Raw genomic sequence first — 22,288 nt, 5'->3', positions numbered from 1 at the left:
GCTTCCTGGACACCATGGCTCAGCTACTTGCGGGTCAAGAAGGCGAGCTCGACGATCCAGTGATTCTTCCGCTTCTCCGTTCGGGGATCGGTGACGTAGATCTCGCAGCGGGCGGCGAAGAACTCGCCACCCGGATCCGGGCGGGAGTCGAGCGTGATCCCTTGCTCGATCACCCAGGCATGCAGACGTCGGTTTGCCGCCATCGACTTCGCCCGATAGGCCAGCACGGCATACTCGCCGGACGGAAGCACCCCCGATTTCACCCGTCTATCCGCGGCGTCGTTCGAAGCGACAACCCCGACCTCGATCTCCATGAGTCCCTGCATGTCGACGACGTGCAGTCGCAGGAAGAACGGCCCCGGCGGTTGCACTCCGTGCACCGATAGCCAGTCGATCAGTTCGGCCAGCAGTCGGTCCCGGTTCGAGAGCATCGTGCGAAACGGGACAGACTCCCGTATCCCGAGCGTCGCGACTTCCGGGCGGCTCTCCAGCCGCGGTCCGCTCACGATGTCGAGCTCGTCTGCGATCACGACAGCATTCTGACAGGCAGGCGATCGGCGAGGGTATGTCTTCCAAATGGTTGAGCAGCGGGCGACTTCGGGTCGAAGCATCCGCACGGGTCGGTCCGGGTGTCAAGCCGTTGATGACACGGACGAGTCGAGGTGGGCTTGCAGGATGAGCGACGCAGGCAAGCAGAACACGCATGGCACTCCGGGCGAGAACGAGGAAGCCGACACGGCATCCGGCGGCGCACCCGAGAAGCCCGACTCCAGCGAGCACGAGGACGATCCAGACGGTGAGGGGGATCAGTAGCGTCGGGAACCGAGGCCGTCCGCTCTGCTTCGCACGGCGTCGCGGGGCGGCCGCCACTGATCGCACAGATCGCCGAACGGCAACATCGATCGAAGGAGGGGCTGATGCCCGACACCCAGAAGACCGAGCAGGATCGCATCATCGAACTCGCCCGCGGCATCCCGTACGGGTGGCTGACGACGGTGAACAGCGGGGGGCACCTGGTCGCCCGCCCGATGGCACCGCGTGAGGTCACGGATGCCGGCGAGCTCTGGTACTTCGCCGAACGCGACTCCCGTGATGCGAGCGAGATCACGGCGAACCCGAATGTCGGCGTGACGCTCAACTCCGGTTCGACGTTCGTGTCCTTCGCCGGCACCGCCGAACTCGTCGACGACCCGGCGAAGAAGGACGACCTCTGGGATGCCGCAGTCGAGGCGTGGTTGCCCGACAGCCCGCAGAGTCCGAAGGCCGTGCTCATCAAGGTCACCGCAGACTCGGGTGAGTACTGGGACACCCCGGGCGGCCGCATCGCGACGCTGATCAGCTTCGTGAAGGCGAAGGTGACGGGCGAGCGCTACGACGGTGGCGAGAACGAGACGGTCGACCTGTGACTCCGCGACCGCTCCGAGCCGTGGCGTTGGTCTGCACGCTGAAGACCTCCGGCACCGAGTCCAGCAGTGAGAAGCTCGCCGGCGAGGTGCTGCTCGAACTCGCCCGCCATGAAGTCGTCGGACAGGCCTTCCGCGTCGCGGACTACGACGTGCGACCGGGAGTGGCCGTCGATGAGGGCCACGGCGACGAGTGGCCCATCCTTCGCCGCCACATCGTCGACTCCGACATCGTGATCCTCGCGACGACGTGCAACAGGCGTTGAACGACATCGGCTTCACCCTGCCCGCGCAAGGCTGCACCTACTGGAACGGCGAGGCGATGGGTTCCACCGACTACCTCGACCTGCCGGAGACTCCCGCGTCGACCGCATCGGCAACCGCGACCGCCGCCGCGAACGCCGTGCACCTCGCGCGCCTACTCGCCGACACGCCGTACCCTGCGCCTGAGCAGTGACCCAGCGCCCACGACTTCGGCGCGTCGGCACTGTCCGGCGACGTCGTCGGATCCACGCTCCACGTCGACGGCGGCAGGCCTCCGTGAGGCACATCCATTCGGTGCCCGATCGACCCGCACATCCCCCGAATGGGGGTGCTTGAAGGTAGCGTCGAGCATGTCTTCGACCCTCGGCACCGGATCGTTCGACGGAACCCGTGCTGACGTGACGTGATCGTCGATGCAGCGAAGTCAAGCCCTGCCACGAACGCGCGTTCGACCGTAGCTTGAGACTGCCACCCATAACTGAATCGAGGCAGTGACATGAACAACGGCCCTGACCCTACGCAACGGGACGAGCAAGACATGGCCGACGAGGCGCTCGCCGCTGCCGAACAGCATCAGCAGGCAGAAGAAGACGCCGACGAGCATGAACAGGTCGTGCTCCGCGACTCCCATCGCGGCGGCACCGACGAACGACCCGCCCAATGAGTTCACTCATCGAGGACCCGCACCACCAGCGGACATCCCAGCTCACCAGGTTGCCGCCGATCGGCCTGTGGTGGCCCATGCTGGAACCCGTCCTTCGAAGCGAGATCCTCGAGAATCCGCGGGCCAGATTGCGCCCGGTCGTCGTACGCCGCATCTTCGATCTCTGCGAACTCGATCCGATCGTCCCCCCGCGGTCCGGCGTTCACCTCACCGAGAACGAACGGGCGTACATCGCAGGCTGGTCGCACTCGATCGACTGGCGCTGACGATTCGGTCGTGCAGGCCGCCCCGCTCGGGGGCATGCTCATGCGCCTCGCGCGACACGGTTCTCGGCGCTGACCATCCACGCGTACTGCTCGAGCTTCTGGAGGATCGCGTGCAGGATGTCGGCGCTGGCGGGGTCTTCCTCGTCGACCGCATCGTGCACCTCGCGACACGTCGAGACCGTCGCCTCGAGGCGTTCGGTGACCAGGTCGATGACCGCAGCGGTGTCGAGTTCGCCCGGCGGGAACTCGGGAAGCGTGGTGGTCTCCGCGATGGTGTCGCTGCGTCCGTCGGGCAAGGCGTGGAGGGCGCGCATCCGCTCGGCGACGGTGTCGCTGAACTCTCGCGCGGAATCGATGATCTCGTCGAGCTGCCGGTGCGTGTCGCGGAAGTTGGACCCGACGACGTTCCAGTGCGCCTGCTTGCCCTGCGAGGCGAGCTCGATGAGGTCGACGAGCACCTTCTGCAGGTTCTCGCTGAGCGCCTTGGACGCCGTGAATCCGCTCTCGGCGTTCTGCTCGTCGGTCAGGCTCGCGCCGCGAGCGGGACGGCGCTTGTTCCGGGTGGCGGACGAACTGTTCGAACTGCTCTGCTTCGCTGGCATGTCCCGAGGCTACGCAGCGGGAGGACGGCGGTCACCGGATTGCCCGGGGCTCGGCCGTGTGCTAACCGCGATTCGACCGCGCGCCCATACGGCACTGCGAACGCCAACAGCCGCAACCGCGCGGACTGACAGGGGCCCGGACCATCCGGGGTTGCGCTAGGGAATCGAGAACCGACCGGCCTTGCGATCGATGCGGAGTTGGTCGTCTCAGCTCGCCGTGACAGCCCGGCCTTCGGAGCGTGCCCGTCTGACCGGGTCGGGTGCGAATTCGAGGCGACGGATGCTGCCATCGGGCCAGAGGAGCTTCAGGTAGACGAAGACGAGTGCCACGATGAGCACGCGGGCGAGCATGCCCGGGATCCCGCCCTCTGGGCCGTACGCGCCGCCGTTCAGGAGTTCGTCGCCGATCGACGTCGAGGTGACCCATCCGGGCCATTCGGTGAGTCCGCTGACCGGGAACCCCCAGAGCGCTTGGCTCAGGTTCCACGACACGTGCAGGAACAGGGGCAGCCAGATCGTGCGGGTCGCAAGGTAGGCGATGCCGTAGATCACGCCGCCGAGCGCAGTGCCGAACGCGCCGATCAGGGTTGCGCCGTCGTTCGCGAGGTGGGCTGAGCCGAACACGAGGGCGGCGGAACCGACCGCGATCCAGCGGCCTGCGGGGATGCGGCGGAGCAGGATCACCAGGGCGCCGAGCATGAAGACGCGGAAGACGATCTCCTCGATCAGGGCGAACCCGAGCACCTGGCCGATCACGCCCGCGATGCCCGACCAGTCGTCTGCGCCGCCGGTGACCTCGATCGCGCCCAGCGCCTGCTCGACGAGGAAGACCAGGGTGATCGCGACGAACGGAACCACGAGGCCCACCGCGATGTCGGGCAGGGTCCACCGGTTCGCGGTCAGGCCGAGGCTGCGCCACACGGGTCGGTGGTGGCGTCGGTACCAGACGATGACGAAGATGCCGGACAGGAGTCCGACGACGTTGAGGATCAGGCTGATCATGGGCAGACGCCGACCGGCTCAGATCAGTTCTCGGCGGACGCGGAGTCGGACGCCGATGCCGGCACCGCGGGCGCCGTGGATTCCGGGCTGCGCGCGGCATCCCATCGCCGGAAGACGACGAATGCGACCGCGGTCGCGATGAGCAGCACGATGACCGCCGGGACGCTCGCCTCGGTGCCGAAGTCGCCGCCGGTCAGCCAGTCGGGTGAGCCCTCGGTCGGCTGCAGGTAGATCGCCGATGTCGTGAGCGGCGGGAGGCCGCTCACGGGGATGCCGTAGAGGTTGCCCATCGCGAAGTTCCAGCCCGCGTGGAACCCGATCACGATCCACAGGGCGCCCTGGCGCAGCACGATGAACGTCGCGAACAGCGCGTAGAGAAGGATCATCGAGAACGGCAGTGGATGCAGCAGCACGCCGTGGATGAGCGTGAAGATCACGGCCGGCAGCAGCACCGCGAGCCAGCCCGGCAGTTTCAGCGCACCGTTCTGCAGCAGGAACCCGCGCACGAGCAGCTCCTCGGAGCCGCCCTGCACGAAGAAGGTCAGCGCCAGCAGCACGAGCAGGCCCGTCGCGGCCGCGCCCGACGTCGACTCGGCGGGGGCTTCGACCTGCTCGTAGGCGCCGATCGCCCAGAGGAACAGGGCCGGGATCGAGAGCAGCACGATGCCGCCGACGAAGCCCAGCAGCATCGTGACCACCCCGCGGCCCGGCCGACTGAACCCCAGCGTGCGGATCGCACGCCGTTCGAACAGCATGACCCACAGGATGATGAACAGCCCGGCTGCGGCGAACGAGATCGACTGCTGCAGCTGCGCCTCTGGCGAACCCGTCGGCACCTTCCAGACGCTGATGAGCACGCCGAGCACCGCGGACTGCACGATGAAGATCCCGCCGAGGAACACGAGGATGTACGCCAGCCACCAGGGCGTCACGCGCTTGCCGGTCGCGGCATCCTGGACGAACTGCGTACTGCGAACCGACATCGGGCACTCCTCTGAAGGGAAGGGCGGGAAAGCGTCGCATCCACGCTAGCGGGATCACTGACCTGAGAGTTGGAGCGGCGAATCCCGGCGCGTCCGACCGGGCTGGTCGCTCTCACGTGGGCACCCGTCCTGACTCGAGGCCGGGATTGGTACAGCGATGAGGCGCATGGGACGCTCCACGCGAAAGGTTGGCCACGGCGTAAGAGGCGGCTCCCCATTCCTATTCGACCGAATCCGTCGCACTCACCGGCGCGCATGCTATGCGCATCGAGAACGGGACGTGGCAGTGTGAGGGGTCCAGTGCGGCTCATGGTGCCTCGATGTCTTCACCCTGAACAGGTCACGCCGGATTCCGGGGGAGAGGCCGCTCCATGAGCCGCCGAATCGACCCGATTCGGCGGGCGTTTCGTGCTCGGTTTCACGCGCCCCCGGACGGGGGCTGATCGGCAGAAGCGGTTCACCTCGGTCGCCTGGGCCCGCTCGATGCTCGCGACGGCGAGATCGGCCTCGAGGCGGCCGGCTCAGGCTATTGGATCGCTCGCTTGCTCTCCGCCCCCGAATGGGGGGTCTTTTATCAGGTTCTCTCTACGACCGCAGTGTCCCCGGGCACTTTGGTGGAAAAAGGTGAGGATTCGTCCAGAAAGCCCCTGCAAACTGCCCTCTACGCTTCGGCGGTTCCCCCTGTACTTCGAGTGAATCGAGATCGCGCCCCGCACGACCAGCAGCGTGCGTCGGCGCCAGAGAGCCTATGCAGACCCCAAACCCCAACCGACACGCACACCGAACCAATACAGAAACCATCCCCATCGATCGATCCCGACGCACGAACGTGCGGATCGGACTCGTGCTCAGTGCCGTCGTCGCCGCTGCGGCGATGATCGGGGCCGATGGTGCCGCTCAGTCCGCGCTCGCAGCCTCGTCCCAGACGGCGGCTCCGGCAGGCTCGGTCCGGGCGGCCGCGACCGCGTTCTCCGGGTCGGCATCGCCCACGATTTCAGGCACGCCGTCGGTCGGTGCGCCGCTGACGATCGTCGACGGTTCGGATTGGGCGCCGTCTCCGGATGTCGCCTGGTACCAGTGGTACCGGTCGGGCTCCGCCAAGCCCGGCGGGAACTGGGTGATGGTCGACGAGGGTGCCTCGTCGAAGTCGTACACCCCGACGGCAGCGGATGCCGGCAAGTACCTCCACGTCGGCGTCGTCTACGCCAAGGCAGGGTACGCGAACCGGGTGTGGTCGGGCGGTGCCCCGGTGAAGGTCGCCGCGGTGACCACTCCGACCCCTGCGGCCGGGACGTCGTTCTCGGGTTCGGCGTCGCCGAGCATCTCGGGGACGCCGTCGGTCGGTGCGCCGCTGACGATCGTCGACGGTTCGGATTGGGCGCCGTCTCCGGATGTCGCCTGGTACCAGTGGTACCGGTCGGACTCCGCCAAGCCCGGCGGGAACTGGGTGATGGTCGACGAGGGTGCCTCGTCGAAGTCGTACACCCCGACGGCAGCGGATGCCGGCAAGTACCTCCACGTCGGCGTCGTCTACGCCAAGGCAGGGTACGCGAACCGGGTGTGGTCGGGCGGTGCCCCGGTGAAGGTCGCCGCGGCGACCACTCCTGTCGCGCCGACGCCGACGCCGACCCCGACGCCGACGCCGACGCCGACCCCGACGCCGACCCCCACCCCGACCCCGACGCCGACGCCTACGCCCACGCCCACCCCGACCCCTGGTGGCACGGCCGGTGCGCCGGCGTCCGTGTCGAGCCTCGAACCCGATGCCGGCGCGGCGCCGCTCGGGAGCACCGACTACGCGATTCCCGCGGGTGCGAAGTTCGTCGACCCGAAGGCGTCGGCTGGAGGCGACGGCAGCATCGGCAAGCCCTATCAGACGCTCAACGCGGCGCTGAGCGGCACCGCGGCCGGCGGCACGATCGTGCTCCGCGGCGGCGAGTACCACGAGTCGGTCGCCGTCTACAAGGCGGGCATCACGATCCAGGCGTATCCGAGCGAGACCGTCTGGATGGACGGCACCGTTCCCGTCGACGGCTGGGTGCGTGACGGCTCGGCCTGGCGCCATACCGGCTGGACCGTGTCGCTGGATTCCAGCCCCACCTTCACGCGCGGGGCAGCGGACAACACCGAGGGCAACTGGGGCTTCGTCAACCCGTCGTACCCGATGGCTGCCCACCCCGACCAGACCTACGTGAACGGCGTGGAACTCCAAGAGGTGCAGAACCGCGCCCAGGTGGTCGCGGGCACGTTCTGGGTCGACGACGCGAACGACGCGCTCGTCGTCGGGACCGACCCGAGCGGCAAGTCCGTGCGATCGGGTGACACGACCCGCGCGATCTCCGTCCGCGCCGACGACGTGACCGTCCGCGGCATCGGCATCCGCCGCTACTCGACCCCGAACCCCGACATGGGCTCCGTCACGCTCGAGTCGACGAACGCGACGCTCGAGAACGTGATCATCTCCGATTCCGCCACGACCGGACTGTTCGTCGGCAACTCGGGTGCCACGATCAGGAACGTCACCGTCGAGGACGCCGGCATGCTCGGCGTGAACTCGAACAAGTCCGATGACCTGCTCATGGACGGGGTGAAGGTCGACGGCAACAACACCGAGCACTTCAACATGGCTCCGAGTGCGGGCGGCATCAAGCTGAACCGGGCTCGCGGCGTCACGATCGAAGGGTCCGACGTCACCGGCAACGGCGGAACGGGCATCTGGTTCGACGTGTCGTGCTTCCAGGTCGCCGTGAGCGGCACCCGCGTGAGCGACAACGGCAACCACGGCGTCTACTTCGAGATCTCGTCGCGCGGCGTGTTCGCGGGCAACCTGATCGAGGGCAACGCCGGGAACGGCATCCGCATCAATGACGGGACCAAGTCGATCATCACCCGCAACGCGGTGTCCGGCAACGGCAACGGCAACGTGGTGATGCTCCAGGACAACCGCGTTCCCGTGCCCGGGCACTACGGCGTCGACAGCCGGTTCAGTGCGCCCGACCCCACCATGCCGTGGTTGAACACCGAGATCCAGGTCATCGGCAACACGATCGTCGGCGCGAACGCGACGCCGCTGATCTGGTCCGAGGACTACACGAGCGCGCGCAGCTGGGCGGATCAGGGCAACGTGGCGAACGGCAACCTGTACGTGCGCACGAACGGGGCTCCGGCTTCGCCGTTCAAGTTCAATACCACGAGCCGCGGGACGGTCCTGTACGGCACGCTCAGCGCGTTCCGGGCTGCGACCGGGCAGGAGAGCGCCGGCGCCGAGGCGGGCACGCCGCCGGCCGCGGGCAAGGCGAAGGTCGCCTGGCCGGATTGGGCGCTGAAGGCCTTCCCGGACATCGCGGTCGATTGAGGTCCTGGCGCCGGCCGTTCACCGCACGCGGTGAACGGCCGGAGCCATGTTCGGCGGTGCCAGTGATGGGACACGTTCGGAGGATCGCGAGTCAGGGATATCACCGATTCGCCCGGAGGGCGCCTGGCGCTACTCTGGGTACCCGCATCGACGAAGGCATGAAATTCCCGTGCCGTGGAGCGGAACCACGTCGTTTCAGGGAGGACGAAGATGTCGGACAGCACGCCCGCTCAGGACCGGCCGTTGACTGCACGTCCGATCTTCTGGGTCGTCGTCGCTGCGGGAGCCGTGATCCTCGCGCTGCTCGCGGTGATCGTCACCTTGCTCTCAGCGCCGCCTCGAGGGGATGCGGCGGCGCCCACGTCGACCCAGTCCGCGGCGCCGAAGACGCCGCTGCCGGCCACTCCCACCCTCGCCGCGGTCGACGACTCGACTGCCGCGCCAGAACCCGCGGTCATCCCGGCCGTCTGCGATGACCTCTACACGCACGACCTCACCGATTCCTTCGACGGGCTCGTCCTGAACCCGGCCTGGACCACCGAGGACCTCGACCACCGCATGTGGAGCAGCAACGAGGCCGCGAACGGAGTCCTCGCGAGCGAACGGGCCGTCACGTGCATCTGGGGCAACCCGGCCGGCGGCAGCGACCGATCGCTCGTCACGGTCGTCGCACCGATCGACGTGCCCATGGAGGCTTCGATGCCCCTGAGCCTCGCTTCGGACGGATTCGAGTGCTACGAGGAACTCGACGGCGTCCGATGCGTCTCCGAGACCCCGCCGTCAGACGACGGGCAGAGCGGCGAGTCGCACTTCTTCCGAGACGGCGTCTGGATCGCCACCAGATGGTCCAACGCCGGCCCCGACGGGTACACGCACGACATCGTGACCGCGATCTTCGGCTGACGCCGGCCCTCCTGCAGAGACGGGCATCGATGCCGACATCGAGGAGCTCATCGGCATGGACCCCCGCGGGGCACGGGTGATCGGCGCGGCGGCGAAGGTTGCGACGGCGACGAGCGCGACCGCGGTCCCGATGGCGCACACCACGGTCATGGCGCGGCCCGTTGTCGTGCCGAGTGCGCGTCGCAGCAGGACGGCGAGCGCGAACCCGACCAGCCCGCCGGATGCGTTCATGATGACGTCGGTGAGGTCCGAGCGCCCGATCGCGAGCGCGAACTGGGCGGCCTCGAGCATCGCGCTCGTCGCGGCGACGACCGCCGTCGCCTTCCACCACGGCATCCTCGGCGCGAGCAGGCCCAGGTAGAGCCCGAACGGGATGAAGGCCAGCAGATTGCCGGTCACCTCCCACATGGCGCTGGCTCCTGCGCTCGCCGTGGAGACGAACGGCACGAGCTTCACCACGCGCTCCACGCCGCCGACCGACGGCACCTGGAGCTTCCAGAGCACCAGCCAGACGAGCAGGAACAGGTAGATCGCGAACAGCAGCGACAGCGCAGTGCGGGTCGTCGAGGTCGTGCTCGTCGACGCCCCGATGGGCTCGGCGCGGGTCATCCCTGCATCCGCGGATCGAAGGTGGGGTCGAAGTACAGGTCGGGGCACTCGCCCTCGACGGCCTCGGGGCGCAGCTCGAAGTGCCACGGCTCGTTGTCGTAGATCTGGCACAGCCCGTAGTCGGCCCCGTGCTCGGACAGCCACTCCGCGGCATCCCATGGACCGATGTCGATCGCGTCGCCGTGCACGTGCGGCGAGGTCTCGGGCGTGGCGACCCACCGCGCCGCCTCGGCCTCGGAGCCGTATTCGACCACGGCCTCGTGCAGCAATCGCTCCTGGTACTCGGGGGAGCGCCAGCCGTCGTTCACCTCGAATGCGACTCCGTCGAGGGACGCATCGGCGGCAGCACGTCGAATCGCGTCGAGCAGGCCCGGTTCGAGGTTCGTGACGGCCGCCACGTCGTCGAAGACGGTCGTGCCTTCTGCGACGTCTCCGTCATCGCCGGCCGCCCGATCGGCGAGGGCCGGTGCGGCGGGCGAGGCCGACGACGGGGATGCCGCCGACAGGCGCCCGACGAGCACTGCGACGACGGCTGCGGCGGCGAGCGCAACGACGACGAGCAGCACGGATGTCGCACGGCGGGTCGTTCGTGAGGGTTCTCTGAGCATGGTCCCAGCCAACGCGAGCGCGTGTTGCCGGGGCGTTCGCGTTTTCCGATACGCCGGCGATATGCGACGGTTCGTACCATGGGGGAGTGCGAGTGCTGATCGTCGAAGACGAGCCCTTCCTGGCGGAGGCGATCCGCGACGGCCTGCGCCTCGAGGCGATCGCCGCCGACATCGCGGGCGATGGCGACACCGCGCTCGAACTGCTCGGCCTCAATGCGTACGACATCGCGGTGCTCGATCGCGACATCCCCGGGCCCTCGGGCGACGAGGTCGCGGCACGCATCGTCGCGTCGGGCAGCGGACTGCCGGTGCTCATGCTCACGGCCGCCGATCGGCTCGACGACAAGGCCTCGGGGTTCGAGCTCGGTGCCGACGACTACCTCACCAAGCCGTTCGAGCTCCGCGAGCTCGTGATGCGGCTCCGGGCCCTCGCCCGCCGGCGCGAGCACGCGAGGCCGCCCGTGCTCGAGGCGGGCGGATTACGCGTCGACCCGTTCCGGCGCGAGGTGTACCGCGACGGACGCTACGTCGCGCTCACCCGCAAGCAGTTCGCCGTGCTCGAGGTGCTCGTGGCGGCCGACGGCGGCGTGATCAGCGCCGAGGAGCTGCTCGAGCGCGCGTGGGACGAGAATGCCGACCCGTTCACGAACGCCGTGCGCATCACCGTCTCCGCGCTGCGCAAGCGGCTCGGCGAGCCCTGGCTGATCGCCACGGTGCCGGGCGTCGGCTACCGCATCGATGCGGGCACGGATGCCGCGGCCGAGGCCGGATCCCATGCATAGGCAGCCAGGGCCGAGCGTCCGACTGAAGCTCGCGCTCAGCTATGCGGGGTTCCTGTTCGTCGCCGTCGTGCTGCTGCTCGCGGTCGTGTGGGCGTTCCTGCTGCGGTACGTGCCTGCGGAGGCGATCGCCACGATCGGCGGATTCGTGCCCGGCCGTGACGACCTCGTTCGCGCGTTCGCGCCTGCGGCGACCTGGGTCATCCTGTTCCTGCTGGTGTTCGGGCTGCTCGGCGGATGGATCCTGGCCGGTCGCATGCTCGCCCCGTTGACCCGCATCACGCGCGCGACCCGCAGGGCGGCCGACGGCTCGCTGTCGCATCGGATCGAGCTCGCCGGGCGCCGCGACGAGTTCCGCGAGCTGGCAGACAGCTTCGACGCCATGCTCGGCCGCCTCGAGGCGCAGGTCGACGAGCAGCGACGGTTCGCCGCGAACGCATCGCACGAGCTCCGCACCCCGCTCGCGACATCTCGGACCCTCCTCGAAGTCGCCCGAACCGATCCCGGGCGCGATGTCGACGTGCTGCTCGAGCGGCTGCAGGCGGTCAACGCCCGTGCGATCGAGCTCACCGAGGCACTCCTGCTGCTCAGCCGGGCCGACCAGCGGTCGTTCGATGTCGAGCAGGTCGACCTGTCGCTGCTGGCCGAGCAGGCGGCCGAGACGCTGCTGCCGCTCGCGGAGCGGCGTCGTGTCGCGCTCGAGGTCTCGGGCGAGCTCGCGAGAACGGTCGGTTCGCAGCCGCTCCTGCTGCAGCTGATCACCAACCTCGTGCACAACGCGATCGTGCACAACCTGCCGACCGGCGGCGTCGTGCGGGTCACCACGGTGCACCGTGCGGATGCCGCCGCGCTCGTCGTCGAGAACACCGGCCCCGAGGTCGCTCCCGAGCTGCTGTCGACGCTGACCGAGCCGTTCCGCCGTGGCACCGACCGCATCCGCAGCGATGACGCGGGGGTGGGGCTCGGGTTGGCGATCGTGCAGAGCATCGTCCGTGCGCACGACGGCGCCCTGATGCTGGCGCCGCGCGACGGCGGCGGACTGCGGGTCGAGGTGAGGCTGCCCGTCGGGTGAGGCAGCCTGTCGGGTGAGGCGGGACGAACGGATGACGTGATCGCGCGACGCCGGACGTATCGTCGGCGTCGGCGTCGGCGTGTCGGCGTCGCTCTGAGATCACTCCGTCGGAGTGTGCGACCCCTCTGCCGGGGCGGGAAGCGGCTCCACGTCGTCGTGGTCTTCGACGGCGACGAGCATGCCGGTCAGGAACCGGGCGATGGTGGAGATCTCCTCGGGCTCGAGCTCGTCGACGACGGCGATCATGCGTCGGTGCATCGCGCCGAGCGTGGCCCGCACCTCCTGATCGGTGTCGACGGTCGGCACGACGATGACCGCGCGCCCGTCGGTCGGATGGGGTTCGCGTGCGACATGGCCGCTCTTGGCCAGGCGATCGACGAGGGCGGTCGTCGACGCGGCGGAGATGCCGAGCAGGTTCGCGAGGTCGCGCTGCACCATGGGTCGTCCTTCGCGCTGCGCTCTGAGGAGGTAGCGGAGCGCGAGCAGGTCGGTCTCGCCCATGCCCATGTCGGCCCTGGTTCGCACGCGCATCGCCGCCTCGGCGTTGCGGTAGCGCCTGAGCAGGTTGAGGACGTCGACATTCTCCGCGGCGTGACCGGATGGATACCAGTAGCCCGAACTCTGCTTGGATTCCGCGGACTGGTCCATGCGTGTGCTCCTCTCGAGGTCCCCGCCTCGTCGTCGTGCCCACTGAGGCGGTGGCGCCTCGCGAGGAGGCGCCACCGACCTCAGGCCGCTGAGCTCGCCCCCGCGAGCGCAACGCCCCTATTCGCATCGATACCCACCGATCGATACGAACTTCTCTTCCGCCCGGATGTCGCGATGACGCCGGCGGCAGTCGTCGGTTCCGGTCCGTCGTCTTCGTCGACGATGCGCAGTCCGGCGCCGCTGTTGGCGGTCATCATGAGGCGCTCGAGCCAGGCGGGATTCATCTGCTCGGGCTCGGTGCTGTCGAACCTGAACCGGATCGGGATCGTCGGGTGGAACCACAGGGACTCGGGTACTCCGTCGCTCACCCACGTGAACAGGAAGGGCTCGTTCCGTCGCAGCTTCGTGATGATGACGACCTTCAGGTGGGCGAGCGTGCGATCGTCGAAATCGATCCGAACGCCGGCCGGGCTGTAGGTCAAGGTGCCCATCATCCGCTCCATTCGTCTCGACCGTCGGCACGGCTGCTCATATAGGTAGTTTATCTAACTAACTGAATCCCGCAAGCCGACCTTCCTGGAGCAGCGAAGGTCATCTCACGCGGAGTGCGGACGGTTGGATCTCGACGGTGATCCCCGTCGCATCGCCGATCTCCTCGCCGTCGACTTCGAAGGCCCTGGCCTCGGGCAGGGAGACGTGGAGCTTCTGCGCGCGTCCGTGGGTGATCGTGTCCGAGTCGGATGCTTCGCCGCCGGTGATCATGCGCCGGAGACCGTTGTCCCAGACCATGGTCTTCAACGTTCCCAACCACTGCGCCAGTCCTTCGGCGCTCAGGAGGACGAAATCCAGCTCGCCGTCGGCCGGGTCCGCGTCGGGCAGGAGGGCCAGCCCGCCCTGGAGGGTGCCGCAGTTCGCGACGAGCAGCGTGTGGCCCTCCTCGTCGTGAGACGGCCCATCGTCGATCGCGAGGCGGAACGGCAGGACGTCGGTCGCGGCCACCGCGCGGCCGAGCGACTCGACGTAGGCGAGCCAGCCCGCCTTGTCCTTGAGGTCGTCGTCGGTCTCGGCGATCATGTGGGCGTCGATGCCGAACCCGATCATCACCACGAAGGCGTGGCGCTCGGTGCCGTGCTCGAGGTCGACGTCGACCCAGCCGACGTCGACCGGTCGCCCGTCGCCCGTCAGCGCACGCTCGACCGCTGCCGGGATGTCGTTGAGGGGAACGCCGAGGTTTCGAGCGAGCAGGTTCCCGGTGCCCAGCGGGACGATGCCCAGGTCGACCCCTGCTCGCGCTTCGGCGAGGTGCTCGGCGACCGCCCGCACGGTGCCGTCGCCGCCCGCGACGAGCAGGAGATCCGGGGCCGTGGCCAGCGCACGTGCTGCCGCACCCTGGCCCGGGTCCTCGACGCTGGTCTCGAACCAGCTCACGTCCGACCCGGGGTCGAGCGAGGCGATGAGCGGCTGCTCCAGTTCCCGCCGGTCGGTCTTGGACGGGTTCCAGACCACTGCGGTGCGTTTCGACATGATGCCGTTCCCCTCGAAGGTGTTCGTCGGTGCGTTGCTCTGAGCGACCGGGTCGCGACCGTTCACTCGGGGGCGAACGGGATCCACGACTCGTCGTGACCGACCGAACGGGCCTCGAGATAGGCGCACAGCTCGGCCGCGACCTGGAGTTCCGACGCCAGCGCGTGGAGCTGATGGCTGCTCAGCGAGGTGATGTCGGGCCGCGGTTCGAGCGTGATCCGCCAGGCGGCACCGCCGAGATCGACCGGCTCGATGTAGATCGAGACCGTCGCGTGGGTGAGCGGCACGACGACCAGGCCGGTGTCTCCGCCGTCGGAACCGTCTTGGAGGGCCACGCGGATCAGCTCACCGGCGCCACGCGCCTCTTGGAACTCGTCGAGCCAGCGCTCGAGAGTCCTCTTGCTTCGAAACGGCATGCAGTTGATCGTAGGCAACCCATCGGCGGCGTCCGGGGGGTTGTCAGCCGCGTGCACCTGTAGTAGCCGGCGGCGGCGACTGCGGCCGATCGGCGACCCGCTCCGTCACGAGCCGACGCCGTGCCTGATGCTCTCGAGCTGCGCTCGATTCGGGGGAAGTGGCCCCCAACCGTCGACGTCGTGGCGATGCTCCCACGCCTGCAGGGCGAAGAACACGGCGAAGCAGGTGAGGCCGATCGCCTCGACCGCGAACACCCCGGTCGGGGCGAAGGCGGGGTCGAACCACTTCTGCCGGACGATCACGACGACCGCCGCCGCGATGTCGAGCGCGAGGGCGACCGCGATGATCGCATACGCGATCGCGAGCGCCCGCGACCCATGCTCCTTGTCCTCGGCATCGCCCAAGATCGTCGACCGCGGTCGCCATTGCCGCACCGCCTCGATCCACACCACGGTCGCGACCAGCACGAAGAAGGCTCCGGCGATCAGGAAATGCGCCGACGCGTGGAACCACGGCTGCGCCAGGAATCCGGTGACCAGGAGCACGGCCCACACGCCCGCCGCCACGAGGAGGGTCGCCCAGCGCAGGGGAGGCACCGGCCTCTGCTGCCTCGGATGCCGCCGAGCCAGGACCGCGCGCCGCACCGCCTGAACGATGCCGAACGCGATCGCGAGGCCCGCGATCCACAGCCAGACCTCGAAGCCGAGCCGCACGTCGCCGAAGTCGCCCGGCGGGATGCACGCGTCGTCGGGCCGGCCGCACTTGGGATCGAACGCCTCGATCTGCGCCAGCCGCACGGGGGTGGGGATCAGGGCGATCAGCGGTGCGAGGAGCGCGGCGATGTCGAGGATGTAGCTCTGGATGCCGGCTCCGGCGAGGGCGAGCAGCGCGAGGGATGCCGCGCAGAGCGCACCCACGAACACGATCTTGGCCGGCGTGTAGTAGTAGTGGCTGATCGAGCTCAGCGCGCCCTGGCCCTTCGGCAGCAACGCCGCCGGCGTGAGTGCCACGGCGAGGCCGATGGCGATCACGGCGCCGACGAGGCCCGTTCGCAGGTACAGGTAGGTCTGCGTCACCGCGGCCGCGTTCTCGCCCCCGAGACGGGCCGTCGGCTCGAGGGTCGGAGTACGGGAGGTGTCGACTGTGGCCACACAGCGGAACCTAGCGCGGCATCACTCGCCGGCGCAACGACCGCGACGACGTGGGTGCTGGGCGCCGATGGGTGGCCGGACCGGGGCTCAGGCGCCCCAGAACCCGCGGTGCACGTCGGCCGCCTCGGCGATGAGCGCGGGGCCGGCCACGTGGACCGCGCGACCGCCGCGGGCGAACACCTCGCGGCACGGCAGGTCCATCGTGGGCTCGCCGTCCTGGCTCGGCACCATGGCCGCGAGCTCCTGCTCGGGCAGGGCGTAGACGACGCGCCCGATGCCCGACCAGTAGATCGCGCCGGCGCACATCGCGCACGGCTCGGTGCTCGTGTACAGGGTGCTGAGCGCGAGCCGCTCGGCCGGGATCCGAGCGCTCGCCAGCCGCACGAGGTTCGTCTCGGCGTGGCCGGTCGGGTCGCCCGCGGTGACGACCGAGTTGAGGCCCTCGAGCACCGTGCCGTCGGGCGCGACGAGGATCGCGCCGAACGGGTGGTTGCCTTCGGCGCGCGACCTGCGGGCGACCTCGATCGCGTGCAGCAGGCGGGTCTCGTCTTCGACTGAGACGCGTGTCGGATCGGTGGTCACGGCATCCATGGTGGCACGGCCCGGCAGGAGAGCGGATGCCGGTGCCCGGGGCCCGTGCGCCGGGGGAGGGAGCGGCAGGCCTTCGCTGCCATGGTTCCAGCCTGGTCGAGGGCCTCGGATGCTCGGGGGTCACGGATCGCACAGCTCGAACCGATGGGCCGGGTCGCCGGGCACGGTCAGGTCGCGATCGCGGAGCACGAGCGACGCCGGCGCATGGGGATCCGCGCACATCTCGGCGAACGGGCGGGGGAGCTCGTCGGGGTACTCGATGGCGATGACGCGGTCGCCGTACGCCTCGGTGTAGGAGTCGCACTCGTCGTAGGCCATGCACTCCTCGACCACGGCGAAGTCGAAGCCCGCCTCGTCGTGCAGGCGCTCCGTAGCCTCGGCGGCGTTCTTCTGGCCCGCGGCCAGCCCTTCGGCGTGCGCGATCCCGACCAGTGTCGTCGCGAGCGCGAGGTTGTCGTCGAGCGTCAGCGCGCCGCCCGAGCGCGTGTACGAGTCGAGGTTGTCGAACTCGACGGCGTCGAATCCGTCGTCGGCGCAGCCACGGATCCACGGGCCGACGGTGGTGGCGATGGTTGCCCGCCGTGCCGCGGTCGAGGTGTCGAGCAGCGCCTCGTCGGGCCAGTCGGGGTCGACGACATCCGTGCCGTCGCTGGTGAGCACGACGCCGTCGGGCCAGAGGCCGCGCTCGCCCGGTTGCGTCTGGAAGCCGTTGACGTAGCAGATCGAATAACGCTCCGGGTCCGGATCGCTCGTGCGGTCGCGGGCCACGATGCCGACGGCGGGGTCGGGTTCGTAGGCGCCGCCGAGCTGGTAGTCGGGTGCTGCGCCCGCAGGCGGCGGCGTCACCTCGGCGGCATCGTCATCGCCGGTCGACGAGCAGCCGCAGAGGAGCGTGGCGGCGAGCGCGACGGCGAGCGCGCAGCGTGCGAGGCGTGGGCCGGCTCGGTGGGTCATCGTGACCCATGCTCGCACGCGCGGGTGCTCAGGCGGCGAGGGTCGCCGGAGCGGTCGCCGCCACCGGGACGACCGGACGGGCGTCCGCCTCGTCGCCCTGCGATGCCGAGGGGGGCGGCATGCGGCATCCGTCGTCCGGCGCGATCGCCCTGCGGTGGCCGGGCGCATTGAAGACGAGCACTCCCGACACGATGATCGCCATCGCCACGACGATGCCGGCCGTGATCGGCTCGCCGAGCAGCGGCACGGCGAGGCCGGCCGCCACGACAGGGCTCAGCGCGCCGGCCGTCGCGGCGATGCCGCTGCCGAGCACCCGGACGGCGTGGGCATAGGCGATCGTGGAGACGACGCCCGTGCCGATGCCCTGCAGCACGGTGAACAGCACGACGTCGCCGGGGCGAGCGGACCCCGCGAGCAGGTTCGAGGGCATCGCCCCGGTCACGGCGAGTGCGCCGGCGATGAGCGCCGACGGCGCGCAGATCACCAGCACGGTGCTGGTCAGGCTCAGCGAACTGCGCTTCAGCCCGAGCGTGTAGACCGCCCAGACGAACCCCGCGGCCAACAGCGCGGCGAGGCCGAGCGGCGGCACCGAGTCGGCCATGAGCAGGGCCGCAGCAGCGACCCCCGCGACGATGAGGGTGACGGATGCCGCCTGCCGCACGGGCATGCGGCCGCGCAGGGTCGCGAACGCGATCACGGTCACGAACAGCGGCACCGTGCCGGGGATGATGAGTCCCACGAGCGCCGCGGGCGCGAGGTGCCCGCCGAGCGCCGAGACGAGGAAGTGCGGGAGGCCGCCGACGAGCAGCAGCACGAGCGTCGCCCGCCGTTCGGCGCCGACCTCGCGGACCGCCCGCGGGATCCAGGGCGCGAGCACGACCACCGGGGCTGCGAAGCGCAGCATGCTCAGGTCGACGGTCGTGAGCGACGAGCCGCCGACGCCGCGGAGCGTGAGCGCGAACGAGGCCCAGAGCAGGATCGCGGTCGCCATCGCGACGACTCCGACGATGAGGTCGCGGCGAGCAGGGTGCTGGGGCATGCCGCAACGATAGGAAAACCCCCGGCGCAGCCGATTGCCGATCGTGCTGCGAATCGGGCCGGGCTTGGCAGAATATGCCAATGCGCACCCTCGACGCCATCGATCGCCACATCCTGCTCGAACTCCAGCACGACGGCCGGCTCACGAACCAGGAGCTCGCCGACCGCGTCGGCCTGTCGCCGTCGCCCTGCCTGCGCCGCGTGCGCCAGCTCCAGGACGACGGCATCATCACGGGGTACACCGCGGAGATCGCCGCGGGCGCCGTCGGCCTCGCGATCACCGCGTTCGTGCGCCTGCGGCTCTCGTCGCACGCGACCGACGTCGTCGACGCGGTCGAGGAGCGGCTGCGCACGATTCCCGAGGTCGTCGAGGCCTACCTGCTCGCGGGCGACGACGACTACCTCGCGAAGGTCGCCGTGGCCTCGTTCAGCGAGTACGAGGAGCTCATGCGCACGCAGCTCCGAGCGATCCCCGCGATCGCGGGCATCACCACCACGTTCGCGTTCGGGGTCACGAAGCCGCGCTCGCCGCTGCCGTTGGGGTGAGCCGGCAGCGTGGCCGTAGGGGACGGCCGACGGCGGCCCGCGGCATCCGCTCGCTCACACGTGCAGGGTCGTGGCGCGCTGCGATCGCTGCCGCTGGGCCGCCAACTGCTCGTCGAACTCCGCCCGCCAGTCGGGGCTGATCGCGATGCCACGCGTGCGGGCCTCCTCGGTCGAGAGCTCGACCGGGAACCCGAACGTGTCCGAGAGCAGGAACAGCTCACGACCGCTCACCCCGGTGGCGCGGTAGGACTCGAGCTGCCTGAGGCCCTTGCGGAGCGACCGTCGGAACGCCTGCTCCTCCTTGGCGAGCACGGCCGTCACCTCGTCGACGTGCGCACCCACCTCGGGGTAGTGCTCCTCGTAGATGCCGGCGATCGTCGGCACGACCTCAGTGAAGAAGTCCTGCTCGAGCCCGAGATCCGAGGCGAATCGGATGGCGCGGCGGATGAGGCGGCGCATGACGTAGCCCTGCGCCTTGTTGCTCGGCCGCACGCCGTCGACCCCGAGGAACACTGCTCCCCGGAGGTGGTCGGCCACGACGCGCATCGCCCGCGTGTCGTCCTCGTACGAACGCCCCGTGAGCTCCTGGAGGCGCTCGATGATCGGCCAGAGCAGCGTGATGCGGAAGACGTCGGGGCTGTCCATCGCGGCGGCCGCTATGCGCGCGAGCCCACCTCCGTAGTCGACGTTGCGTCGCGGGAGGTGCTCGAACCCGGTCTCGGTGCGGCGGTACTCCATGAACACCGAGTTGCCGAGCTCGATGAAGCGGCCGCAGTCGCAGTTCTGGTGGCAGTGCTCGCCGTAGGAGCGGTCGTGCTCGACGTTCGGGAAGAGGTAGAAGATCTCGCTGTCGGGACCGCCGGGCTCGCCGACCGGCATGTCGGCGGCCGAGCCGCCCCGGCACCACCAGTTCTTCTTGCCGTAGAACGCGATACGGGCGCCATCGGTGCCGACGGCCGCGGCGTGCTCCTCGGTGCCGACATCGACGCGGTCGGCCGAGACGCCGGCCTCGTCGAACAGGCGCGTCCAGACGTCGGCGGCCTCCTCGTCCTTCGGGATGCCGTGCTCGGGGTCGCCGCTGAAGCACGACACGTAGATGCGGTCCGGGTCGAGCCCGACTCTCTCGGTCAGGAAGGTCCAGATCTGCGGGATCTGCTCATCCTTGAAGTAGTCGCCCAGGCTCCAGTTGCCGAGCATCTCGAAGAAGGTCGTGTGCCGGTTGTCGCCGACCTCCTCGATGTCCTGCACCCTGAGGCAGGTCTGGCTGTCGGCGAGGCGGCTGCCCGCCGGATGCTCGGCGCCGAGCAGGTAGGGCAGCAGCGGCTGCATGCCGCTGCCGGTGAACAGGGTCGTCGGGTCGTCCCGTGGAATGAGCGGTGCGCGGGGGATGACCTCGTGGCCGCGCTCGGTCATGTAGTCGAGGAACGCCTTGCGGATCTCGTCTGCCGTCACGAGCCCATTCGACCTCAGCGGCGTGCCGACGCGGGCGCGGCGCGCCGTCGGTCGCCGTTCGCCCTGCTTCGTGCCCTTCAGGCGGGCCGGATCAGGCGCCGGCCCACACGTCGCCGATCGGGAGTTCGCGGCCGAGCACGTTCGACGCCGCCCGATGACCGGAGAGGAGCGCGGCGGGCACCGTCGCCGGGTCGTCGGTCCAGGTCGCCTCGCCGGCGAGGTGGAGCACCCCGCCGATCGGCGTCGCGAGATCATCGTGGTCGGCCGTCGTCGAGCCCACGGTCATGTACGCGTAGGAGCCCAGTGCGAACGGGTCGCCCTGCCAGTCGGTGCGGTGCACGCGGGTCGGCTGCTCGACGCGGTCGCCGTAGAGGCGCCGCAACTGCGCGAGGACCGAGTCGACCAACTGCTCGTCGCTCCAGGCGCGCGTCTCGTTGCCGGTCGGGCCCGCGGCGAACGTCAGCAGGGCGGGCGAACCGTGCAGGGCGGTGAGGTCGTACCACGAATGCCAGCGACGGCTCTCGGGGCCCTGCTGCCGGATCGCGTAGACGCCGTCATCCCAGAACTTCGTCTCGAAGCGCAGGAAGACCTTCTCGAACGCGTTCATCTCGAGTCGGCCGAGCGCGCCGGCCACGGGCTCGGGCAGCGGCGGCTCGATCGCGAAGTCCGGCGACTTGAGTACGCCGACGGGCACGGTCACCACCGACGTGTCCGCCGCGAACGGGCCTCGATCCGTCGTGACGAGGACGCCGTCCGCCGACCAGCGCACCTCGGTCACGACGTGCTCCAGGCGGATGTCGAGACCCGCCGAGAGGTGGTCGGGCAGGCGGTCGTAGCCGTCGGGGAACACGACCTCGTCGCCGTCGATCGAGTCGTCGTCGAGGCCGTGCGCCGCGAGGTCCTCGATCCAGGCGCCGTACTGCTCCTCGGAGCGGTGCTCGAGGTACTCGCGCACGCGCTGCGCGCGATCCTCGTCCCAGCCCTGCGCGACGAGCGCGGCCTCGGTCACGTCGCGGTACGACGCGTCGGGCGCCGAGGCGGCGACCACGTCGAGCAGGGTGGCGTCGACGGCGTGCACGTCATCGGCGAAACGCCGTGCCGCGGCATCCGAGAGCCGTGCACCGTCGGGGCCGTAGTACGCGATCGGCCTGCTGTCGGGCTGGTAGCCGCCGACCGTGAACTCGACGGTTCGCATGCCGAACGCGTCGGCGGCCGCCGCGACCGGACTGTCGACGACGCCGTGGATCCACGAGGCGCCGAGGTCCGTGACGAAACCGTCGGCTCGATCGGTCCAGACCCTGCCGCCGACGCGGTCGCGCGCCTCGAGCACCACGACGCGCCGCCCGGCGCCGGCGAGTAGTCGTGCCGTGGTCAGCCCCGCGACCCCGGCGCCGACCACGATCGTGTCGAAGCGTTCCATGTCCGTCACCCTCCATCGTCGGCTGCCTCGCGCACCC

The 22,288-nt window shown here is 69.7% G+C and carries 26 protein-coding genes; 10 read left to right on the top strand and 16 right to left on the bottom strand.

Annotated features, from left to right (window positions below; all coding sequences use genetic code 11):
- Positions 1-23 precede the first annotated feature (23 nt).
- Positions 24-530, bottom strand: a complete 507-nt coding sequence (locus BM342_RS12705; RefSeq protein ID WP_092966236.1) for a GyrI-like domain-containing protein — start codon at positions 528-530, stop codon at positions 24-26.
- 145 nt (positions 531-675) lie between these two features.
- Here BM342_RS12705 and BM342_RS19940 point away from each other — a divergent pair, with 145 nt between their 5' ends.
- The 6 genes from BM342_RS19940 to BM342_RS12690 all read left to right on the top strand — a co-directional run bounded on the left by BM342_RS19940 (position 676) and on the right by BM342_RS12690 (position 2,597).
- The gene (locus BM342_RS19940) at positions 676-813 is read left to right on the top strand and encodes a hypothetical protein (RefSeq protein ID WP_177232156.1); all 138 of its coding nucleotides are present in this window, start codon (positions 676-678) and stop codon (positions 811-813) included.
- 104 nt (positions 814-917) lie between these two features.
- A complete protein-coding gene (locus tag BM342_RS12700) occupies positions 918-1,406 on the top strand; it encodes a pyridoxamine 5'-phosphate oxidase family protein (protein WP_092966234.1) in 489 nt (162 codons plus the stop codon).
- Entirely contained in the window at positions 1,403-1,669 is a 267-nt protein-coding gene (locus tag BM342_RS20300) for a flavodoxin family protein (protein WP_369823143.1), read from the top strand. Before BM342_RS12700 ends, BM342_RS20300 begins: the two co-directional genes overlap by 4 nt.
- Positions 1,666-1,860: a hypothetical protein gene (locus BM342_RS20295; RefSeq protein ID WP_369823142.1), complete on the top strand. Its 195-nt coding sequence runs from the start codon at positions 1,666-1,668 to the stop codon at positions 1,858-1,860. The genes BM342_RS20300 and BM342_RS20295 overlap by 4 nt, the downstream gene beginning before the upstream one ends.
- Positions 1,861-2,205: 345 nt before the next feature.
- Positions 2,206-2,331 carry a hypothetical protein gene (locus BM342_RS20195; RefSeq protein WP_255368730.1) on the top strand — a complete coding sequence of 42 codons (126 nt, stop codon included), beginning with the start codon at positions 2,206-2,208 and terminating at the stop codon, positions 2,329-2,331.
- Entirely contained in the window at positions 2,328-2,597 is a 270-nt protein-coding gene (locus BM342_RS12690) for a hypothetical protein (RefSeq protein WP_092966232.1), read from the top strand. The genes BM342_RS20195 and BM342_RS12690 overlap by 4 nt, the downstream gene beginning before the upstream one ends.
- A 38-nt stretch (positions 2,598-2,635) precedes the next feature.
- Here BM342_RS12690 and BM342_RS12685 read toward each other — a convergent pair whose 3' ends face one another.
- From BM342_RS12685 to BM342_RS12675, 3 genes are all read right to left on the bottom strand, one after another.
- A complete protein-coding gene (locus BM342_RS12685) occupies positions 2,636-3,199 on the bottom strand; it encodes a Dps family protein (RefSeq protein ID WP_092966230.1) in 564 nt (187 codons plus the stop codon).
- 207 nt (positions 3,200-3,406) lie between these two features.
- Complete coding sequence (locus BM342_RS12680; protein WP_092966228.1) at positions 3,407-4,201, bottom strand: CPBP family intramembrane glutamic endopeptidase; 795 nt, start codon at positions 4,199-4,201, stop codon at positions 3,407-3,409.
- A gap of 23 nt (positions 4,202-4,224) precedes the next feature.
- Positions 4,225-5,184, bottom strand: coding sequence for a CPBP family intramembrane glutamic endopeptidase (locus BM342_RS12675; RefSeq protein WP_092966226.1), 960 nt, complete (start codon positions 5,182-5,184; stop codon positions 4,225-4,227).
- Positions 5,185-6,028: 844 nt separating this feature from the next.
- On the opposite strand from BM342_RS12675, the gene BM342_RS19935 reads away from it, so the two are divergent.
- On the top strand, positions 6,029-8,539 hold the full coding sequence (locus BM342_RS19935; protein WP_177232155.1) for a right-handed parallel beta-helix repeat-containing protein: 2,511 nt from the start codon (positions 6,029-6,031) through the stop codon (positions 8,537-8,539).
- Between the two features lie 780 nt (positions 8,540-9,319).
- Here the strand turns inward: BM342_RS19935 and BM342_RS12650 are convergent.
- Together BM342_RS12650 and BM342_RS12645 are read right to left on the bottom strand one after the other, a co-directional pair.
- Positions 9,320-10,051 (bottom strand): VanZ family protein, encoded by a 732-nt coding sequence (locus BM342_RS12650; RefSeq protein WP_092966216.1) that lies wholly within the window; start codon positions 10,049-10,051, stop codon positions 9,320-9,322.
- Positions 10,048-10,659, bottom strand: coding sequence for a M15 family metallopeptidase (locus BM342_RS12645; RefSeq protein ID WP_092966214.1), 612 nt, complete (start codon positions 10,657-10,659; stop codon positions 10,048-10,050). The genes BM342_RS12650 and BM342_RS12645 overlap by 4 nt, the downstream gene beginning before the upstream one ends.
- A gap of 86 nt (positions 10,660-10,745) precedes the next feature.
- On the opposite strand from BM342_RS12645, the gene BM342_RS12640 reads away from it, so the two are divergent.
- Both BM342_RS12640 and BM342_RS12635 read left to right on the top strand, forming a co-directional pair.
- On the top strand, positions 10,746-11,441 hold the full coding sequence (locus tag BM342_RS12640; RefSeq protein WP_092966212.1) for a response regulator transcription factor: 696 nt from the start codon (positions 10,746-10,748) through the stop codon (positions 11,439-11,441).
- Positions 11,434-12,510 carry a sensor histidine kinase gene (locus tag BM342_RS12635; protein WP_092966210.1) on the top strand — a complete coding sequence of 359 codons (1,077 nt, stop codon included), beginning with the start codon at positions 11,434-11,436 and terminating at the stop codon, positions 12,508-12,510. The genes BM342_RS12640 and BM342_RS12635 overlap by 8 nt, the downstream gene beginning before the upstream one ends.
- 99 nt (positions 12,511-12,609) lie before the next feature.
- On the opposite strand, the gene BM342_RS12630 is transcribed toward BM342_RS12635, so the two are convergent.
- From BM342_RS12630 to BM342_RS12595, 8 genes are all read right to left on the bottom strand, one after another.
- Positions 12,610-13,158, bottom strand: a complete 549-nt coding sequence (locus BM342_RS12630) for a MarR family winged helix-turn-helix transcriptional regulator (RefSeq protein WP_092966208.1) — start codon at positions 13,156-13,158, stop codon at positions 12,610-12,612.
- An 80-nt stretch (positions 13,159-13,238) separates the two neighbouring features.
- Complete coding sequence (locus BM342_RS12625; RefSeq protein ID WP_177232154.1) at positions 13,239-13,649, bottom strand: DUF7882 family protein; 411 nt, start codon at positions 13,647-13,649, stop codon at positions 13,239-13,241.
- A 100-nt stretch (positions 13,650-13,749) separates the two neighbouring features.
- A complete protein-coding gene (locus tag BM342_RS12620) occupies positions 13,750-14,682 on the bottom strand; it encodes a diacylglycerol/lipid kinase family protein (protein WP_092966873.1) in 933 nt (310 codons plus the stop codon).
- A gap of 62 nt (positions 14,683-14,744) precedes the next feature.
- Complete coding sequence (locus tag BM342_RS12615; protein WP_092966206.1) at positions 14,745-15,098, bottom strand: hypothetical protein; 354 nt, start codon at positions 15,096-15,098, stop codon at positions 14,745-14,747.
- Positions 15,099-15,203: 105 nt separating this feature from the next.
- Positions 15,204-16,250, bottom strand: a complete 1,047-nt coding sequence (locus BM342_RS12610) for a hypothetical protein (protein ID WP_143109857.1) — start codon at positions 16,248-16,250, stop codon at positions 15,204-15,206.
- An 87-nt stretch (positions 16,251-16,337) separates the two neighbouring features.
- Positions 16,338-16,832: a nucleoside deaminase gene (locus BM342_RS12605; RefSeq protein WP_255368727.1), complete on the bottom strand. Its 495-nt coding sequence runs from the start codon at positions 16,830-16,832 to the stop codon at positions 16,338-16,340.
- 129 nt (positions 16,833-16,961) lie between these two features.
- Entirely contained in the window at positions 16,962-17,795 is an 834-nt protein-coding gene (locus tag BM342_RS12600; RefSeq protein WP_092966200.1) for an endo alpha-1,4 polygalactosaminidase, read from the bottom strand.
- A gap of 28 nt (positions 17,796-17,823) precedes the next feature.
- Entirely contained in the window at positions 17,824-18,834 is a 1,011-nt protein-coding gene (locus BM342_RS12595) for a DMT family transporter (RefSeq protein WP_092966198.1), read from the bottom strand.
- An 80-nt stretch (positions 18,835-18,914) separates the two neighbouring features.
- Here BM342_RS12595 and BM342_RS12590 point away from each other — a divergent pair, with 80 nt between their 5' ends.
- A complete protein-coding gene (locus tag BM342_RS12590) occupies positions 18,915-19,379 on the top strand; it encodes an Lrp/AsnC family transcriptional regulator (RefSeq protein WP_092966196.1) in 465 nt (154 codons plus the stop codon).
- 54 nt (positions 19,380-19,433) lie between these two features.
- Here BM342_RS12590 and BM342_RS12585 read toward each other — a convergent pair whose 3' ends face one another.
- Together BM342_RS12585 and BM342_RS12580 are read right to left on the bottom strand one after the other, a co-directional pair.
- Positions 19,434-20,831 carry an alanine--tRNA ligase-related protein gene (locus BM342_RS12585; RefSeq protein WP_092966194.1) on the bottom strand — a complete coding sequence of 466 codons (1,398 nt, stop codon included), beginning with the start codon at positions 20,829-20,831 and terminating at the stop codon, positions 19,434-19,436.
- A gap of 91 nt (positions 20,832-20,922) precedes the next feature.
- The gene (locus BM342_RS12580; RefSeq protein ID WP_092966192.1) at positions 20,923-22,251 is read right to left on the bottom strand and encodes a flavin monoamine oxidase family protein; all 1,329 of its coding nucleotides are present in this window, start codon (positions 22,249-22,251) and stop codon (positions 20,923-20,925) included.
- Positions 22,252-22,288 lie beyond the last annotated feature (37 nt).

It is taken from the genome of Agromyces sp. CF514 (assembly GCF_900113185.1).
Taxonomy (GTDB): Bacteria; Actinomycetota; Actinomycetes; order Actinomycetales; family Microbacteriaceae; genus Agromyces.
Note: the sequence above shows the minus strand (reverse complement) of the source record. Positions and strands in the feature narration are given on the sequence as shown.

Excerpts from the sequence above, each read along its gene's own strand:
- BM342_RS12630 (WP_092966208.1), bottom strand. The coding sequence starts at position 13,158 with ATGGACCAGTCCGCGGAATCCAAGCAGAGTTCGGGCTACTGGTATCCA.
- BM342_RS12690 (WP_092966232.1), top strand. The coding sequence starts at position 2,328 with ATGAGTTCACTCATCGAGGACCCGCACCACCAGCGGACATCCCAGCTC.
- BM342_RS12595 (WP_092966198.1), bottom strand. The coding sequence starts at position 18,834 with ATGCCCCAGCACCCTGCTCGCCGCGACCTCATCGTCGGAGTCGTCGCG.
- BM342_RS12635 (WP_092966210.1), top strand. The coding sequence starts at position 11,434 with ATGCATAGGCAGCCAGGGCCGAGCGTCCGACTGAAGCTCGCGCTCAGC.
- BM342_RS12615 (WP_092966206.1), bottom strand. The coding sequence starts at position 15,098 with ATGCCGTTTCGAAGCAAGAGGACTCTCGAGCGCTGGCTCGACGAGTTC.
- BM342_RS12580 (WP_092966192.1), bottom strand. The coding sequence starts at position 22,251 with ATGGAACGCTTCGACACGATCGTGGTCGGCGCCGGGGTCGCGGGGCTG.
- BM342_RS12645 (WP_092966214.1), bottom strand. The coding sequence starts at position 10,659 with ATGCTCAGAGAACCCTCACGAACGACCCGCCGTGCGACATCCGTGCTG.
- BM342_RS12625 (WP_177232154.1), bottom strand. The coding sequence starts at position 13,649 with ATGGGCACCTTGACCTACAGCCCGGCCGGCGTTCGGATCGATTTCGAC.
- BM342_RS12685 (WP_092966230.1), bottom strand. The coding sequence starts at position 3,199 with ATGCCAGCGAAGCAGAGCAGTTCGAACAGTTCGTCCGCCACCCGGAAC.
- BM342_RS12620 (WP_092966873.1), bottom strand. The coding sequence starts at position 14,682 with ATGTCGAAACGCACCGCAGTGGTCTGGAACCCGTCCAAGACCGACCGG.
- BM342_RS12700 (WP_092966234.1), top strand. The coding sequence starts at position 918 with ATGCCCGACACCCAGAAGACCGAGCAGGATCGCATCATCGAACTCGCC.
- BM342_RS12600 (WP_092966200.1), bottom strand. The coding sequence starts at position 17,795 with ATGACCCACCGAGCCGGCCCACGCCTCGCACGCTGCGCGCTCGCCGTC.
- BM342_RS12590 (WP_092966196.1), top strand. The coding sequence starts at position 18,915 with ATGCGCACCCTCGACGCCATCGATCGCCACATCCTGCTCGAACTCCAG.
- BM342_RS12675 (WP_092966226.1), bottom strand. The coding sequence starts at position 5,184 with ATGTCGGTTCGCAGTACGCAGTTCGTCCAGGATGCCGCGACCGGCAAG.
- BM342_RS20195 (WP_255368730.1), top strand. The coding sequence starts at position 2,206 with ATGGCCGACGAGGCGCTCGCCGCTGCCGAACAGCATCAGCAGGCAGAA.
- BM342_RS19940 (WP_177232156.1), top strand. The coding sequence starts at position 676 with ATGAGCGACGCAGGCAAGCAGAACACGCATGGCACTCCGGGCGAGAAC.
- BM342_RS12680 (WP_092966228.1), bottom strand. The coding sequence starts at position 4,201 with ATGATCAGCCTGATCCTCAACGTCGTCGGACTCCTGTCCGGCATCTTC.
- BM342_RS12650 (WP_092966216.1), bottom strand. The coding sequence starts at position 10,051 with ATGACCCGCGCCGAGCCCATCGGGGCGTCGACGAGCACGACCTCGACG.